The organism is Mycobacterium sp. URHD0025, assembly GCF_000426065.1.
In the GTDB taxonomy this organism is placed as follows: Bacteria; Actinomycetota; Actinomycetes; order Mycobacteriales; family Mycobacteriaceae; genus Mycobacterium.
Genome location: NZ_KE384491.1, coordinates 205,044 through 220,637, shown reverse-complemented (window position 1 = coordinate 220,637; position 15,594 = coordinate 205,044). Strand labels below are relative to the sequence as shown.

The window sequence follows — 15,594 nt, the reverse complement described above, 5'->3', positions numbered from 1 at the left end:
TTTGCGCCCCTTAACTATTGGCGAAGAACTCGCGATGGCCGGCCACCCAGTCGGCGAACGTGGTCGCCGGCCGGCCGAGAATCTTGTCCACCTCATGAGTGACGAGTGCGGGCCGTTCGACGGTGTCGGCAAGCAGGCCCATGTACGCGTCGGCGAACGCGGCGCCGAAGCCGAGATCCACGAACCGCTGCCGCACCACATCGGTTGGCGCCTCGTGGTAGCGCAGCGGCCGGCGCAGTACCCGCCCGAGCGTCTCCACCAGTTCGGTGTTGGTCAGCGCCTGCGGGCCGGTCAGTGGAATGCGCTGCCCCACAAGATCGTCGGTGAGCAGAGCCACCGCGGCCACGGCCGAGATGTCGGCGTCGACGATGACCGCGGTAGAGGCTGCGGCGTACGGGCCGCTCACCACATCGCCGGCCCGGATCTGTGCCGACCACATACCGGCGAAATTGGAGGCGAAAACCGTGGGGCGCAGGCTGACCCATTCCAGTCCGGAGGAAACGGCCAGCTGCTCTACTTCGCGGTTGCGGTCCCCGCGCACGCGCGACGGCTGCCGGGAATCGTCGTCATCGGCGTTGATCGCCGACAGCGCGACAAGGCGTTGCACCCCCGCCGCGCGGGCGAGGTCGACGGTCGCGGCCAGTTCCTGCCCCAACGCCCGGGAGTTGAGGAAGACCGCCGACGCGCCGGCCACGCCCTCGGCGGCCGATCGCACCACCTCGACGCCGGGCGGAAACCCGGTCGTTTCGGGACTGCGGCTGACCGCCCGCACGTGGGCACCGGCACGGAGAAGTTCGGCGACGAGCGGGCGGCCGACGTTACCGGTTGCGCCCGTGACGAGAATTGTGTTCATGCCATCAAGGACGGGGCGGTCGTCCGAAAAGTTACAGCGGAAGCCGATCGGACATCCGGTAACTTTCCGGCCCCCGGATTCGTCGTAATCACATGAACGAATCCGCGGCCCTCGAAGCGGCGTGGCGCGACCATCACCCGTATCTGGTCAACCTCGCCTACCGGATGCTGGGCGACATCGGCGACGCCGAAGATGTCGCACAAGAGGCATTTCTGCGGCTGGCCCGGACCGACCCGGACCACCTCGACGATGTCCGGGCCTGGTTGACCGTGGTGGCCGGCCGGCTGTCCCTGGACATCCTGCGGTCCGCACGCGCTCGATTCGAACGCCCGGACGGCTCGGCCGCGCTCGAGGTGACCGCGGCCCACGGTTCCGACCCCGCCGACCGCGTCACGCTCGACGATCGGGTCGGCTCGGCGCTTTTGGCGGTGCTCGCCCGCCTCAGCCCCGGTGAGCGCGTCGCGTTCGTGCTCCACGACATCTTCCGGATCCCGTTCGACGAGATCGCCGACACGGTAGGACGGCCGATCGGGACGTGTCGGCAGTTGGCGCGCCGGGCCCGAATGAAGGTGACCGGCGCCGCGCCGGCGCTGGCCGAGGTCAATGCCGATGAACACCGGCATGTCACCGATGCGTTCATCGCAGCATGCGCCAACGGCGATCTGGAGGCACTGGCCTCGGTTCTCGACCCGAGCGTCTGGGGTGTCGGCACGGTGCTCACCGACCCGGCGCTACGTCAGGTCAACCACGGCCGCCGCGACGTCGCGACGAATCTGCTGCGCTACCTCGGCCCTGGGGCGACGGTGGTGTGCGCGGCTGAGCCGGTGTTGCTGGCCTACGACCGACGCCGGCTGTTCGCCGTCGTGGTGCTGACCATCCGCGACGGCCTGGTGCACAAGATCGAGGCCACCGCCGACCCTTCCGCACGGCAGGCTCCGGACTCGGGTCAGGCCTGAGCCCGTCGGGACGGTTGGCACGCGATGAGCGCACATTAGGGAACGCCCGTCACAGCGCGGCACAATGGACTGGTGAGCGACAGAATGCGCGTGCTGATACTCGGAAGCACCGGATCGATCGGCACCCAGGCGCTCGAGGTCATCGCGGCCAACCCCGACCGGTTCGAGGTCGTCGGTCTGGCCGCCGGCGGCGGAAATCCCGAGCTGCTCGCGGCCCAGCGCGCCGCCACCGGCGTCGGGAACGTCGCCGTCGCCGACAAGGCCGCGGCAGACCAGATCGGCGACGTGACGTACGCCGGGCCCGACGCGGCGACCCGTCTGGTCGAGAACACCGCCGCCGACGTGGTGCTCAACGCGCTGGTCGGAGCATTGGGCCTGGCGCCGACACTCGCCGCCCTGGGCACCGGCGCGCGCCTGGCCCTGGCCAACAAGGAATCGCTGGTCGCGGGCGGCCCGCTGGTGCTCAAGGCGGCCGCGCCGGGGCAGATCGTTCCCGTGGACTCCGAGCATTCCGCGATGGCGCAGTGCCTGCGCGGTGGCACCGCCGACGAGGTCGCCAAGATCGTGCTCACCGCCTCGGGCGGGCCGTTCCTGGGATGGTCGGCCGCCGATCTGGAGTCGGTCACCCCGGAACAGGCCGGCAAGCACCCGACCTGGTCGATGGGCCCGATGAACACACTGAATTCGGCGACCCTGGTCAACAAGGGTCTGGAGCTCATCGAGACGCATCTGCTATTCGGCATCGACTACGAGCGGATCGAGGTGGTTGTCCATCCGCAGTCGATCGTGCACTCGATGGCCACCTTCACCGACGGTTCGACACTGGCCCAGGCCAGCCCGCCGGACATGAAACTGCCGATCGCACTGGCGCTGGGCTGGCCGGAACGGGTTCCCGGCGCAGCCCTGGCCTGTGACTTCACCACCGCCTCCACCTGGGAATTCCTGCCGCTGGACAACGAGGTGTTCCCCGCGGTGCAGCTTGCCGCCCACGCCGGAACCCGTGGTGGCTGCCTGACCGCCGTGTACAACGCCGCCAACGAAGAGGCGGCAGCGGCCTTCCTCTCCGGCGGCATCCCGTTCCCGGCGATCGTGCAAACCGTCGGTGACGTGTTGCACGCTGCCGACCAGTGGGCTGCCGAACCCGCTACCGTGGAAGACGTACTCGATGCGCAGCGGTGGGCCAGAGAAAAGGCACGGCAGGCCATCGAGACGCGCCTTGAGCAGAAATCCGTCAGAAAAGGGCTCGTCACCAAATGATGTTCGTCATCGGCATCGCGCTTTTCGCGCTGGCCATCCTGGTATCGGTGGCTCTGCACGAATGCGGGCACATGTGGGTGGCGCGCGCCACCGGGATGAAGGTCCGTCGCTACTTCGTCGGTTTCGGCCCGACGCTGTGGTCGACGCGGCGCCCCAATGCGCTGGGCGAGACCGAATACGGCATCAAGGCCATCCCGCTGGGCGGCTTCTGCGACATCGCGGGCATGACGTCGGTCGATGAAATCGCTCCGGAAGACCGGCCCTACGCGATGTACAAGCAGAAGGTCTGGAAGCGCGTCGCGGTGCTGTTCGCCGGGCCCGCGATGAACTTCATCATCGGCCTGGTGCTCCTGTACGCCATTGCGATCATGTGGGGCCTGCCCAACATCAAGCAGCCCACCACCGCGATCGTCGGCGAAACCGGCTGTGTCGCAGCACAACTGAGCCTCGACAAAATGGGTGAGTGCACGGGGCCCGGCCCCGCGGCCCAGGCCGGTATCCGGGCAGGCGACGAGATCGTCAAGGTCGGCGACACCAAGGTCTCCGATTTCAGCCAGATGGCCGCCGCGGTGCGCAAGCTCAACGGCCCGGTGCCCATCGAGCTCAAGCGTGACGGCCAGACCATCAACACCGTTGTCGACGTGACCCAGACGCAGCGCTTCACGAGTGCGGACGCGAAGACGCCCGCCACCGTCGGCGCGATCGGCGTCAGCGCGGTCGCGGTCGCGCCGCCCACCCCGTACAACCCGATCGAGGCGGTGCCGGCGACGGTGTCGTTCACCGGCGACATGATCGTCGAGTTGGGCAAGTCCCTGGCCAAGATCCCCACCAAGATCGGCGCCCTGGTGCATGCCATCGGCGGCGGTGAGCGGGACAAGGAAACCCCGATCAGCGTGGTCGGCGCGAGCATCATCGGCGGCGAGACCGTCGAGGCCGGCCTGTGGGTGGCGTTCTGGTTCTTCCTGGCGCAGTTGAACTTTGTGCTCGGCGCGATCAACCTCGTGCCGCTGCTGCCGTTCGACGGGGGCCACATCGCGGTGGCGACGTACGAGAAGATCCGCAACATGATCCGTGCCGCCTTCGGCAAAGTCGCCGCGGGCCCGGTCAACTACCTCAAACTCATGCCGGCCACGTACGTGGTGTTGGTGGTCGTGCTGGGCTACACGTTGCTGACCGTCACGGCCGACCTGGTCAACCCACTCAGCATCTTCCAGTAGGAGATCCCACATGACAGCGTCCATCGGTTTGGGAATGCCCGCACCCCCGGCGCCCACACTGGCGCCACGGCGTAAGACCCGGCAGCTCGACGTGGGTGGCGTCGGCATCGGCAGCGAGCACCCGATCGCGGTGCAATCCATGTGCACCACAAAGACTCACGACGTCAACTCGACGCTGCAGCAGATCGCCGAGCTGACCGCCTCGGGTTGCGACATCGTGCGGGTGGCCTGCCCCCGCCAGGAGGACGCCGACGCGCTCGCCGAGATCGCCCGGCACAGCCAGATCCCGGTGATCGCCGACATCCACTTCCAGCCCAAGTACATCTTCGCCGCGATCGACGCCGGCTGCGCCGCCGTGCGCGTCAACCCCGGCAACATCAAGGAGTTCGACGGCCGGGTCAAAGAGGTGGCCAAGGCCGCCGGGGAAGCCGGCATCCCCATCCGGATCGGTGTCAATGCCGGTTCGCTGGACCCGCGGTTGATGAAGAAATACGGCAAGGCCACACCCGAGGCGCTCGTCGAGTCCGCGCTGTGGGAAGCCTCGCTGTTCGAGGAGCACGGCTTCGGCGACATCAAGATCAGCGTCAAGCACAACGACCCGGTGATCATGGTCGAGGCCTACACCCAGCTGGCCGCCCAGTGCGACTACCCCCTGCACCTCGGTGTCACCGAAGCGGGCCCGGCATTCCAGGGCACCATCAAGTCCGCCGTGGCATTCGGCGCGCTGCTGTCGAAGGGCATCGGCGACACCATCCGGGTGTCCCTGTCGGCGCCGCCGGCCGAAGAGGTCAAGGTCGGAAACCAGATCCTGGAGTCGCTGAACCTGCGGCCCCGCGGCCTGGAGATCGTGTCGTGCCCGTCCTGCGGACGGGCCCAGGTCGACGTGTACACCCTGGCCAACGCGGTGAGCGCGGGCCTGGATGGTCTCGACGTGCCGCTGCGTGTCGCGGTGATGGGATGCGTCGTCAACGGCCCCGGCGAGGCCCGTGAAGCTGATCTCGGGGTCGCCTCCGGCAACGGCAAGGGTCAGATCTTCGTCAAGGGTGAGGTCATCAAGACCGTCCCGGAAGCGCAGATCGTGGAGACGCTGATCGAAGAGGCGATGCGGTTGGCCGAACAGGCGGGTACAGATGATGCCAGCGGTTCGCCAGTGGTGACCGTAAGCTGATAACGACCCTGTGAGCGGGGTCACCCAGCCTCGGCTTCAACAGAGAGAATCGTCCATGTCGGCTCCGCCACTGTTCCGCCTCGTCGACGAGCGCCGAGTTTCGGTGGTGCGTGACGCCGCCGCGTGTCTGCAGGTGTTCGACGACGATCCGGTGGGTTCCTGCATGGTGGCCGCCCGCGTCGCCGAGTTCGGTGTCGAACCGGGCGCCATCGGCGGGGAACTGTGGACCAGGCGGGGTGTCACCGAGTCGCTGTGTTACGCCGGGCCCAATCTGATCCCGTTGCGCGGGGATGCCGAGGATCTCAAGGCATTCTCGGACAAGGCGATGAGCACCGCTCGTCGCTGTTCATCCCTGGTCGGTCGGGCCGAGCTGGTGCTGCCGATGTGGCGGCGGCTGGAGTCGGTGTGGGGCACCGCGCGTGACGTCCGCGAGCAACAGCCGTTGATGGCGCTGGACTCGATGCCGCAGTCCGTGATCGACCCGGCGGTCCGTCCGGTGCGCATGGACGAGCTCGACGCCTACCTGGTGGCGGCCGTCGACATGTTCATAGGCGAGGTCGGTGTCGACCCACGGCTGGGCGACGGCGGCCGCGGCTACCGCCGCCGCATCGCCGGCCTGATCGCCGCGGGACGGGCATGGGCCCGGTTCGAGCGGGGTGAGGTGGTGTTCAAGGCCGAGGTCGGTTCGCAGTCGCCGTCAGTCGGTCAAATCCAGGGAGTGTGGGTGCACCCGGAGTGGCGCGGTCACGGGATGGGCACTGCCGGCACAGCGGCGCTCGCGGCAGCTGTGGTGAGTTCGGGCCGCATCGCGAGCCTGTACGTCAACAGCTACAACACCGTGGCGCGAGCAACGTACGCCCGCATCGGATTCGAACAGATCGGCACGTTCGCGACGGTGTTGCTGGACTGAGCGCCAGGCTGAATCGCCCCGCTACGACCGGGATTTGGCTGTCTTGTATTCGGCCGCGTACTGCTCGGCCGCCGCGATCATCGCCTTTCCGATCTCCTCGTACTGGACGTCACGAAGGTTCGCCAGTGAGACGCGTATCGACCACTCCGGCCCTTCGAAACCGCCGCCGTTCAACAACACCACGCCGGTCTGCTCGGCCAGCCGGAACAGAATGTCGGTCGGCTCGTAGTTCGCCTTCACGAAATCGATCAACCCGGGGTCGCCGCGCTCGGCGGCCCAGTTCAGGAAGTCCAGTTCGACGTAGTACGCGACGCGGTTGGGATCCTTCGCGAGCTGGATCTGCATACCGCCCTGCAGCGAAGTGAACCGCCTGGCGATCAGCTCCTGCGCCTGATGCTTGTAGTGGTCCGCCTGGTCCAGCAGGCAGTAGGCGCTGAACAGCAGCATCTGGCACTGCTGGGGCAGAGACAGCCCCGCGGTGTGGTTGAGCGCGACGTTGCGGCTGTCGGCGACCAGCCGGTCGATGAATCTGATCTCGCGAGGCTGCAATGTCAGCGGGTTGTACCGCCTGTCGAGGACAACCTTGTCCTCTTCCGGGAGATCGGCGAGCATCTCGTCGAACACGTTGTCCCGCGCGATACCGATGGTGCCCAGGCGCCAGCCGGTCGCTCCGAAGTACTTGGAGAACGAGTAGACCGTGATCGTGTTGCGTGGTGCGACACCCATGAGCGACCGGAATCCGTCGATGAACGTGCTGTACACGTCATCGGTGATGACGATCAGATCCTGCCGCTTGGTCTTGACGATCTCGGCGATCCGGTCGAGCGTGTCCGGAGCGATGCGCACCGACGGCGGATTTGTGGGGTTCACGCAGTAGAGCACCTTGATATCGGGATCCAGGAGCTTGTCGATCTCGGAGTCCGGGAACTGCCAGTTGTGCCGTCCGTCTTCGTACGTGCCGGACGCCTGGATGAAGACCTGCTCGAAGCTGAACTCGTCGAGTTCGGTGATCTCGAGGTAGGGGGTGAAGATCGGTGTCATCAGCGCGACCTTGTCACCGCGGTGGACCAGCCGGTTGACCATGAGTGAATTGAAGATGTAGCACATCGCGGCGGTTCCGCCTTCGACGGCGAACAGGTCGTACTGGCCGAGGTCTGTGTCCGGAGCCAGTTCCTGCATGAGATACCGCTTGGTGATTTCCTCGTTGTGCACGAGCATCCGGTCCGGCGAGGGGTAGTGGTCACCGATGATCGAGTCGGCCAACTCCCACACGAAGGAGTCGGGGTTGAAGTCACATTGCTCGATCCCGTATTTGAGGACGCCACTGAGCAATTCGATGCCCGGTTCACCTTGGTGCTTGTCCAGCCAGACGCGGAACCGATCGGCGATGCCGTTCTTCTGCGGTACGCCGACGAGTTCGGGATCCCACTCCCGGTTGGCCCGAGATTCCTCCAGGGCGAATCCCCCCAGCGCGAAGAACGCCTCCCTGGGTGTCGGGGCGATGAAGTTCGGATTGCCGCGTCCGGCGTTGAGCATCTGGAACGTGGTGCGTTGCTCGTGCTCACCGGCGAGCTCGATGAGCTTGGATTTGAGTTCGAACGGCGAGAGATGTTGCAGCTCGGCGATTTCCTCGCGAGAGATGTGCTTGATGGTCACGTGCGGTCCTTCCGGTCTGTTCGAGTAGGGGCTGAGCCGGTGCTATGCCATGAAGGCGACGACGATTGCGCCGCCGACGGACAAGAAGATGTTGCCGATCGCGTAGGGGACGGTGAATCCCAGAAGCGGCACACTCGATTTCGCCGCTTCACGGACCGATCCGACCGCCGCGGTCGTGGTTTGCGCACCGGTGAGCATGCCCAGTGTCAACACCGGATCGAACTTGAACACGTAGCGGGCCAGGTAGGTCATCACCACCAACGGGACCATCGTGACCACCACGCCCGCCACGAACAGCGACAGGCCGTAGCTCTGTAGGCCCTTCACGAAGCCTGGGCCGGAGGTGATGCCGACCACCGCGATGAAGGCAGTCAGCCCGACTCCTTCGAAAAACCACTGGGCGCCCGGCGGGATCCGGCCGAACGTAGGAGATTTGGCCCTGCGCCAGCCGATGAGCAGACCCATCAGCAGCGCGCCCACACTGGTCGTCAGCGACATCGGGATGTTGTGGATCATCACGGTCGGCAGGCCGATGATCGCGCCGGCCGCGATACCCAGCCCGATGGTGACCATGTCGGTCTCGGGGGTGGTTCGCTCCGGATAGCCGATGGCTTTGATGGCGCTCTCGATGAGCGCACGTTCGCCGACGAGCCGAACCTCGTCGCCCCGTTGCACTTTCATCTCCGACGCGACGGGGATCTCCTGGCCCGCGCGCAAGATGCGTTTGAGGTACACACCGCGGAATGCGGGGTCGACATAGGCGTCCCGGACGGTGATCCCGTCGATGTTGTCGCTTGTGACGACGACGTCGAGCTCCTCGAGCGGGTACGAGAGCAATTCGGGGTCATCGGTTTCGACGCAGAGTTCGGTAACCGGGCCGGCGATCACCCACTCCCGGCGGCCGTTGACCGCGACGTGATCACCCGGGGTCACCAGGAGGTCGGGTTCGGCGGGTACCAAGGTGTCCCCGTGCCGCACCCGGGAGATGAACACCCGGCCGCCGGTCTCGTCGAACAGGTACTGCTCGATCTCTGCGACCGTCATGCCCTGGCCGTGCCGGTCCGGTCTGCCGCGAACGATCGCGTAAGACCGCCGCACGATCTGGTCGTAGGCCGGTACGACATTGGCGACTTCTTCCTCAAAACCCAGGCGTCGTTCCAGATCTCGCGCCGCAGCCGGAAGGTTCTTGATGCCCAGCAGTCGGGGAGCGATGTTGCCGCAGTAGATCGCCGCGCCGATGGTGCCGAAGATGTAAGTGACGGCGTACCCGACCGACACCAGATCTTGCCATTGCGCAATCGTTTCGGCGCTCTCGCCGAGGCCGGCGATAGAGGTCTGCGCGACGCCGATGATGGCCGACTGGGTGAGCGCGCCCGCGGCCAGGCCCGCTGCCAGACCGGGGTCGTACTTCAGCACCTTGGCCAGCGCGATCACCGCTCCCAGCCCGACAACGATGAGCACCACGGTGAAAACCGCCTGAGGCAGGCCGTCGCCCTTCAAACCCGCGAAGAACTGAGGGCCGAGCTTGTAGCCGAGGGCGAACAGGAACAGTAGGAAGAACACCTGTTTGATCACGCCGTCGATGTGGATTGTGTGGCCGCCGGTCTGCAACACGGCGCCGATGAGGACGCCGCACAACAACGTTGCCGTGACGGCTCCCAAGCCCAGCCCTTTGTATTGGAATTTCCCGAAGTAATATCCGCCGGCGAGCGCCAAAAAGATGGCTATTTCGGGATGATCGATAAAAACCTGGGCAATCGTATGCAACGGCGAACTCCCGTCGGGCGGGTGGATTTCGATGCAGTGCGGTCCAGCAGATAGTGGCACAAATCAGTCGGAATGCGGGGCGCATTGCCCGGGTGATGTTCGGCGACGGTGAGAACGGGAATTTGCTGTATGTCGCTGTGGGTGCGTGAAAATGCCGTAATTGCCGGACAATTGAGTAGTCAGTGCGCCTGACTCGCCCGACAAGGGTGAGCCGCTCGAAATTGGCCCCGGACGCCCCGGGTAGGAATGGGCGGCTGTGATCCAGCCGGGTGGTCGCCGGTACCCGTCATCGCGGGGCGCTGCGGAGGTCGGGTTGGGGTAGATCTCGCGAGAGTCTCGGTTCGGTATCGGTGCGCCTCCGACGAATCGGGCGTCGAGGTTTCTAACATCAGCCTCAATGGCAACTCAAACATCACCAGTCACACGGACCACAGGCCTGTTCGCTGTCCTCGTGGTTCTGGGGGCAACCGCGCTGAGCGCCTGCACCCCGCGGCCCGACGGGCCCGAGCCCACTGCCGAGCAGTTCTTCGCGGCACTGGCCACTGGTGACACCGCGGCTGCCGCGGCACTGGCCGACCGGCCCGAGGATGCCAAGACCGCCCTCAGCGAGGCGTGGAACGGCTTGCAGGCCACCCGGCTGGACGCACAGATCATCGGGTCGAAGTACGCCCAGGACACGGGCAGCGTCACCTACCGCTACACCTGGCACCTGCCGAAGGACCGCACCTGGACCTACGACGGCCAGCTCAACATGATCCGCGACGAGGGCCGCTGGGAGGTGCGCTGGAGCGCGACCGGGCTGCACCCGAAACTGGGCGAGCACCAGACCTTTGCCCTGCGGGCCGACGCGCCGCGACGGGCCTCGGTCAACGAGCGCGGCGGAACCGATGTGCTGGTGCCCGGCTACATCTATCACTTCGCGTTGGACGCCAGGGCGGCCGGTGCCGCACTGATGCCGACGGCCCGGGCGGTGGCCGACGCGCTGCGGGGCTTCGACCCAGTCCTGGGCGACCCCCAGCGACTTGCCGAACAGGCCAGCGCGTCAGCACAGCCGATGAGCCTGATCACGCTGAAGCAAGCGGACAACGACCGCGTCGCGCCTGCGATCGGCCGGCTGCCGGGCGTCGTCGTCACCCCGCAGCCCGAAATGTTGCCCACCGACGAGTCTTTCGCCCCGGCGATCGTCAACGAGGTCAAGCGGTCGGTGGCCGACCAACTCGACGGTCAGCCGGGCTGGCGGGTGGTGTCGGTCAACCAGAACGGCGTCGACGTCGATGTGCTCAACGAGGTCGCGGGCGATCCGGCCCCGTCGATCACGATCAGCCTCGACCGCGCCGTGCAAGAAGCCGCGCAGAACGCCGTCAACACCACGGGCAAGCAGGCGATGATCGTCGCGATCAAACCGTCCACCGGTGAGATCCTGGCGGTGGCGCAGAACGCGGCCGCCGACGCCGTCGGGCCGCTTGCGACCATGGGACAGTTCCCACCCGGCTCGACCTTCAAGATGATCACCGCGGGCGCCGCCATCGAGCGCGATATGGCAACGCCCAACACACTTTTGGGCTGCCCCGGCACACTCGACATCGGGCACCGGACCGTCACCAACTATGACGCGTTCGACCTCGGCACGGTGCCGCTGTCACGGGCATTCGCCAATTCGTGCAACACCACCTTCGGCGAACTCGCCAGCCGGATGCCGCCGCGCGGTCTCACCCAGGCCGCGGCACGCTACGGCATCGGCACCGACTATCAGGTGGACGGCATCTCCACGCTGACCGGTTCGGTGCCGCCGACGGTCGATCTGGCCGAGCGCACCGAGGACGGCTTCGGCCAGGGCAAGGTTCTGGTCAGCCCGTTCGGTATGGCCTTGGCCGCCGCCACAGTGGCCGCGGGCAAGACGCCGGTGCCGCAACTCATCGTGGGACGCCAGACGATGGTCGACCGCGCCGGGGCCCCGATCAGCCCGAAGATGGTCGACGGGCTGCGACCGATGATGCGACTGGTGGTGACCAACGGCACGGCCAAGGACCTCAACGGGCTAGGTGATGTGCGCGGCAAGACCGGTGAGGCCGAATTCCTGGGCGGCTCGCATTCCTGGTTCGCCGGCTACCGCGGGGACATGGCCTTTGCGGCGCTCATCGTCGGCGGCGGTAGTTCGGAATACGCGGTGCGGATGTGCAAGACCATGTTCGACGGGTTGCCCCCGGCCTACCTGGCCTGAACGGCGGTACCGTTGAACCTGCCATGACAGGGATCAATGACCAATCCGTGGATCTGCGCGTCTCAGATGCCGATCGCAACGGCACATTGCGGCGACTGCACAATGCCGTCGCACTCGGACTGATCGACATCGCCGAGTTCGAGGAGCGCTCGGCGATGGTGTCGCACGCCCGCCTGCATGCTGACCTCGATGCGTTGGTGGGGGACCTGCCGGGGCCCGGAGCGATCGTCACCACCGCCACCGACCGGGTCGAGTTGCGGGGCGTGCTCGGCTCGCTGAAACGCCAGGGGGAATGGACCGTGCCGACCCGGCTGGCGCTGGTGCGCCGGATGGGCTCGGTCGAGCTGGATCTGACCAGGGCCCGGTTCGCCGGTCCGATGGTGGTCATCGAGCTGGACATGAAATTCGGGTCCGTGGAGCTGCGGCTGCCCGAAGGCGCCAGTGCGTCGATCGATGACGTCGAGGTGATCGTGGGCAGCGCCGACGATCACCGCCGCGACGCGCCGGCCGAGGGAACCCCTCACATCATCCTCACCGGCAAGGTGGTGTGCGGTTCGGTGGATATCCGGGGGCCGCGCCGGAATTGGAAGCTGATGCTGCGCCGGTCCTGATCCGGCAGTATCGGCGCGCGGCGCGCGTCACCGCGGTTCGAGCACGGCGAACGTCAGCGTCGCGCGGGCGGCGAGCCGTTCGCGGGTGATGTCGGTGACATCGACCGAGGTCACGATCAGTCGTCTGCCCGCCCGCACCACCTTCGCCTCGGCGCGGGCCGTGCCCATGATCGGCGCCAGGAAGTGAATGTTGAGATCGGCGGTCGTCACGTCGTAACCGACACCGCTGGCATTGCCGGCCAGCATGCCCGCGGCGATGTCGATCAGGGTGGCCACGAGCCCGCCCTGCATGGCGCCGCGGACGTTGGCGAGGTCGGGCCGGTTGTCCATCTCCAAGACCAGCCGGTCAGCGGTCGACTCCACCTCGCGGTAGTCGAGCAGGTCCAGCACATGAGCGGTTTCGGTCATCGCCGCGCCTCGATCATCCCCGTACGGTAACACCATTACCGGTTGCCGAGAGGGGCGCTCTCCCTGGATGTCACCGCAGCGCTCTCGGCAGGTAAGCGGACGATTAAGCTGTCCACATGCCTGTTCGTACCGCCCTGCGCCCCGGCGTGGTCACGCCAACGCTGCCGGTTCCCAAGTCGATCCCGCGCCCGGAGTATGCCTGGCAGCCCACCGTGCGCGAAGGTAGCGAACCCTGGGTGCAGACCCCTGAGGTGATCGAGAAGATGCGCGTCGCGGGACGCATCGCGGCCGCAGCGCTGGCCGAGGCCGGCAAGGCCGTGGCGCCGGGCGTCACCACCGACGAGCTGGACCGCATCGCGCACGACTACATGACCGACCACGGTGCCTATCCATCGACGTTGGGCTACAAGGGCTTTCCCAAATCCTGCTGCACCTCGCTGAACGAGGTCATCTGCCACGGCATCCCTGACTCGACCGTGATCGAGGACGGTGACATCGTGAACATCGATGTCACCGCCTACATCGACGGGGTCCACGGCGACACCAACGCCACCTTCCTGGCCGGCGACGTTTCGGAGGAACACCGCCTGCTCGTCGAGCGCACTCACGAAGCGACCATGCGGGCCATCAAGGCGGTCAAGCCGGGAAGGGCCCTGTCCATCGTCGGCCGCGTCATCGAGGCTTACGCAAACCGGTTCGGCTACAACGTGGTTCGCGATTTCACCGGCCACGGCATCGGCACCACGTTCCACAACGGACTGGTGGTGCTGCACTATGACCAGCCGTCGGTCGAGACCGTGCTCGAGCCGGGGATGACCTTCACCATCGAGCCCATGATCAACCTCGGCTCACTGGACTACGAGATCTGGGACGACGAGTGGACCGTGGTGACCAAGGACCGCAAGTGGACCGCTCAGTTCGAGCACACCCTGGTGGTCACCGAGGACGGCGCCGAGATCCTGACCCTGCCGTGAAAACCCCCTCAAATCGCCATTTTTGGGGGTGTTCACTGGGGGCACCTCCCGCTTGCGGGGGACTGGTCGTACAAGGAACGCACGGAAAATGAGCGGGGCGCTGCTTGTCGCGGGGACCACCTCCGACGCCGGCAAGTCGATGGTCGTGGCGGCCCTCTGCCGGCTCCTGGCCCGCAAGGGCCTGTCCGTGGCGCCGTTCAAGGCACAGAACATGTCGAACAACTCGGCGGTCACCGTCGAGGGCGGCGAGATCGGCCGTGCCCAGGCCATGCAGGCCCGTGCGGCCGGGCTGGCGCCGAGCACCCGGTTCAACCCGATCCTGCTCAAGCCCGGCGGGGACCGCACGTCGCAGTTGGTGATCCGGGGACAGGTGGCCGGAACCGTGGCCGCGGGCGACTACTTCACCCACCGGGACCGGCTGGCCACGGTCGTCGCCGAGGAACTGGCCTCGCTGCGATCCGAATACGACGTGGTCATCTGTGAAGGTGCGGGCTCGCCGGCCGAGATCAACCTGCGCGCCACCGACCTGGCCAACATGGGGCTGGCCCGCGCCGCGGACCTGCCGGTGGTCGTGGTGGGCGACATCGACCGTGGCGGCCTGCTGGCCCACCTGCACGGCACCGTGGCCGTCCTGGAGCCCGAGGATCAGGCGCTCATCGCCGGTTTCATCGTCAACAAGTTCCGCGGTGATCCGGCCCTACTGGAACCCGGGTTGCGCCGGCTGCAGGAGCTGACCGGGCGCCCCACCTACGGGGTGATCCCGTTCGACGACGGAATTTGGCTGGACACCGAGGATTCCGTGTCGGTCCGGCCGGGCGGCATGGTGGGGACACCGCAAGCGCCCCAGGGCACGCAGACGCTCACCGTCGCCGCCATCCGACTGCCCCGCATCTCCAACTCCACCGACATCGAGGCGCTGGCCTGCGAGCCGGGTGTCGTGGTGCGGTGGGTCGCCGACGCCGCCGATCTCGCAGGCGCACACCTTGTGGTGATCCCCGGGAGTAAGGCCACCGTGAGCGATCTGGCCTGGCTGCGTCAACGCGGGCTGGCCGAGGCCATCGGCGCGCACGCCGCACAGGGCAGGCCCGTGCTCGGGGTGTGCGGCGGATTCCAGATGCTGTGCCGTCGCATCGACGACGCCGTGGAAGCGGGAGCGTCCGCGGCGGTCTGCGTCGAGGGGCTGGGTCTGCTCGACGCCGACATCGAGTTCGCCGCCGAGAAGACCCTGCGGCATTGGGAAGAACCCCTGTGGGGCTACGAAATTCATCATGGTCAGGTGACCCGTGCGGGCGCCGATGACTGGCTCGGCGTCGGGCTGCGCCGTGGCGCGGTCTACGGCACCCATTGGCACGGTCTGCTCGACAACGACCGGTTGCGCCGGGCCTGGCTGACCGAGATCGCCGACAGTGCCGGGCGGGACGGATTCGTGGTTGCCGACGACACCGACGTGCGGGGCCGCCGCGATGCGCAGCTGGACCTGATGGCTGACCTGCTGGCCGCCCATCTCGACATCGACGCGGTGATCGACCTCGTGCGGCACGGGTCGCCACCGCGGCCCACGATGCGCACTGCGCTGCTCGCTTCACCCCGGTAACC

Annotated in this window: 13 protein-coding genes; 9 read left to right on the top strand and 4 right to left on the bottom strand. The window is 66.8% G+C overall.

Annotated features, from left to right (window positions below):
- Nucleotides 1-10: 10 nt before the first annotated feature.
- A complete protein-coding gene (locus H977_RS0129445) occupies nucleotides 11-853 on the bottom strand; it encodes an NmrA family NAD(P)-binding protein (RefSeq protein ID WP_029111218.1) in 843 nt (280 codons plus the stop codon).
- Between the two features lie 92 nt (nucleotides 854-945).
- On the opposite strand from H977_RS0129445, the gene sigI reads away from it, so the two are divergent.
- The 5 genes from sigI (at nucleotide 946) to H977_RS0129420 (ending at nucleotide 6,361) form a co-directional block, all read left to right on the top strand.
- The gene (sigI, locus tag H977_RS0129440) at nucleotides 946-1,809 is read left to right on the top strand and encodes an RNA polymerase sigma factor SigI (RefSeq protein ID WP_029111217.1); all 864 of its coding nucleotides are present in this window, start codon (nucleotides 946-948) and stop codon (nucleotides 1,807-1,809) included.
- An 84-nt stretch (nucleotides 1,810-1,893) separates the two neighbouring features.
- On the top strand, nucleotides 1,894-3,066 hold the full coding sequence (dxr, locus tag H977_RS0129435; protein ID WP_036477679.1) for a 1-deoxy-D-xylulose-5-phosphate reductoisomerase: 1,173 nt from the start codon (nucleotides 1,894-1,896) through the stop codon (nucleotides 3,064-3,066).
- Complete coding sequence (locus H977_RS0129430) at nucleotides 3,063-4,283, top strand: M50 family metallopeptidase (protein ID WP_029111215.1); 1,221 nt, start codon at nucleotides 3,063-3,065, stop codon at nucleotides 4,281-4,283. The genes dxr and H977_RS0129430 overlap by 4 nt, the downstream gene beginning before the upstream one ends.
- A 10-nt stretch (nucleotides 4,284-4,293) precedes the next feature.
- Nucleotides 4,294-5,451, top strand: coding sequence for a flavodoxin-dependent (E)-4-hydroxy-3-methylbut-2-enyl-diphosphate synthase (ispG, locus tag H977_RS0129425; protein ID WP_196808354.1), 1,158 nt, complete (start codon nucleotides 4,294-4,296; stop codon nucleotides 5,449-5,451).
- Nucleotides 5,452-5,506: 55 nt separating this feature from the next.
- Nucleotides 5,507-6,361 carry a GNAT family N-acetyltransferase gene (locus tag H977_RS0129420; protein WP_029111213.1) on the top strand — a complete coding sequence of 285 codons (855 nt, stop codon included), beginning with the start codon at nucleotides 5,507-5,509 and terminating at the stop codon, nucleotides 6,359-6,361.
- Nucleotides 6,362-6,382: 21 nt separating this feature from the next.
- Here the strand turns inward: H977_RS0129420 and aspD are convergent, their stop codons facing one another.
- A complete protein-coding gene (aspD, locus tag H977_RS0129415) occupies nucleotides 6,383-8,017 on the bottom strand; it encodes an aspartate 4-decarboxylase (RefSeq protein WP_051289205.1) in 1,635 nt (544 codons plus the stop codon).
- A gap of 42 nt (nucleotides 8,018-8,059) precedes the next feature.
- Nucleotides 8,060-9,784 carry an aspartate-alanine antiporter gene (aspT, locus tag H977_RS0129410; RefSeq protein WP_036477676.1) on the bottom strand — a complete coding sequence of 575 codons (1,725 nt, stop codon included), beginning with the start codon at nucleotides 9,782-9,784 and terminating at the stop codon, nucleotides 8,060-8,062.
- A gap of 397 nt (nucleotides 9,785-10,181) precedes the next feature.
- On the opposite strand from aspT, the gene H977_RS0129405 reads away from it, so the two are divergent.
- The gene (locus H977_RS0129405) at nucleotides 10,182-12,005 is read left to right on the top strand and encodes a penicillin-binding transpeptidase domain-containing protein (protein WP_029111210.1); all 1,824 of its coding nucleotides are present in this window, start codon (nucleotides 10,182-10,184) and stop codon (nucleotides 12,003-12,005) included.
- Nucleotides 12,006-12,028: 23 nt separating this feature from the next.
- Nucleotides 12,029-12,616, top strand: a complete 588-nt coding sequence (locus tag H977_RS0129400) for a DUF1707 SHOCT-like domain-containing protein (RefSeq protein ID WP_029111209.1) — start codon at nucleotides 12,029-12,031, stop codon at nucleotides 12,614-12,616.
- Nucleotides 12,617-12,643: 27 nt separating this feature from the next.
- Here H977_RS0129400 and H977_RS0129395 read toward each other — a convergent pair whose 3' ends face one another.
- Entirely contained in the window at nucleotides 12,644-13,024 is a 381-nt protein-coding gene (locus tag H977_RS0129395; protein WP_029111208.1) for a PaaI family thioesterase, read from the bottom strand.
- A 116-nt stretch (nucleotides 13,025-13,140) separates the two neighbouring features.
- Here H977_RS0129395 and map point away from each other — a divergent pair, with 116 nt between their 5' ends.
- Both map and H977_RS0129385 read left to right on the top strand, forming a co-directional pair.
- Nucleotides 13,141-13,998, top strand: coding sequence for a type I methionyl aminopeptidase (gene map / locus H977_RS0129390; RefSeq protein ID WP_029111207.1), 858 nt, complete (start codon nucleotides 13,141-13,143; stop codon nucleotides 13,996-13,998).
- Between the two features lie 88 nt (nucleotides 13,999-14,086).
- Nucleotides 14,087-15,592: a cobyric acid synthase gene (locus tag H977_RS0129385; RefSeq protein ID WP_029111206.1), complete on the top strand. Its 1,506-nt coding sequence runs from the start codon at nucleotides 14,087-14,089 to the stop codon at nucleotides 15,590-15,592.
- The last annotated feature ends 2 nt before the right edge of the window (nucleotides 15,593-15,594 follow it).

Excerpts from the sequence above, each read along its gene's own strand:
- H977_RS0129385 (WP_029111206.1), top strand. The coding sequence starts at position 14,087 with ATGAGCGGGGCGCTGCTTGTCGCGGGGACCACCTCCGACGCCGGCAAG.
- H977_RS0129395 (WP_029111208.1), bottom strand. The coding sequence starts at position 13,024 with ATGACCGAAACCGCTCATGTGCTGGACCTGCTCGACTACCGCGAGGTG.
- H977_RS0129445 (WP_029111218.1), bottom strand. The coding sequence starts at position 853 with ATGAACACAATTCTCGTCACGGGCGCAACCGGTAACGTCGGCCGCCCG.
- H977_RS0129405 (WP_029111210.1), top strand. The coding sequence starts at position 10,182 with ATGGCAACTCAAACATCACCAGTCACACGGACCACAGGCCTGTTCGCT.
- sigI (WP_029111217.1), top strand. The coding sequence starts at position 946 with ATGAACGAATCCGCGGCCCTCGAAGCGGCGTGGCGCGACCATCACCCG.
- dxr (WP_036477679.1), top strand. The coding sequence starts at position 1,894 with ATGCGCGTGCTGATACTCGGAAGCACCGGATCGATCGGCACCCAGGCG.
- map (WP_029111207.1), top strand. The coding sequence starts at position 13,141 with ATGCCTGTTCGTACCGCCCTGCGCCCCGGCGTGGTCACGCCAACGCTG.
- H977_RS0129430 (WP_029111215.1), top strand. The coding sequence starts at position 3,063 with ATGATGTTCGTCATCGGCATCGCGCTTTTCGCGCTGGCCATCCTGGTA.
- H977_RS0129400 (WP_029111209.1), top strand. The coding sequence starts at position 12,029 with ATGACAGGGATCAATGACCAATCCGTGGATCTGCGCGTCTCAGATGCC.
- H977_RS0129420 (WP_029111213.1), top strand. The coding sequence starts at position 5,507 with ATGTCGGCTCCGCCACTGTTCCGCCTCGTCGACGAGCGCCGAGTTTCG.
- ispG (WP_196808354.1), top strand. The coding sequence starts at position 4,294 with ATGACAGCGTCCATCGGTTTGGGAATGCCCGCACCCCCGGCGCCCACA.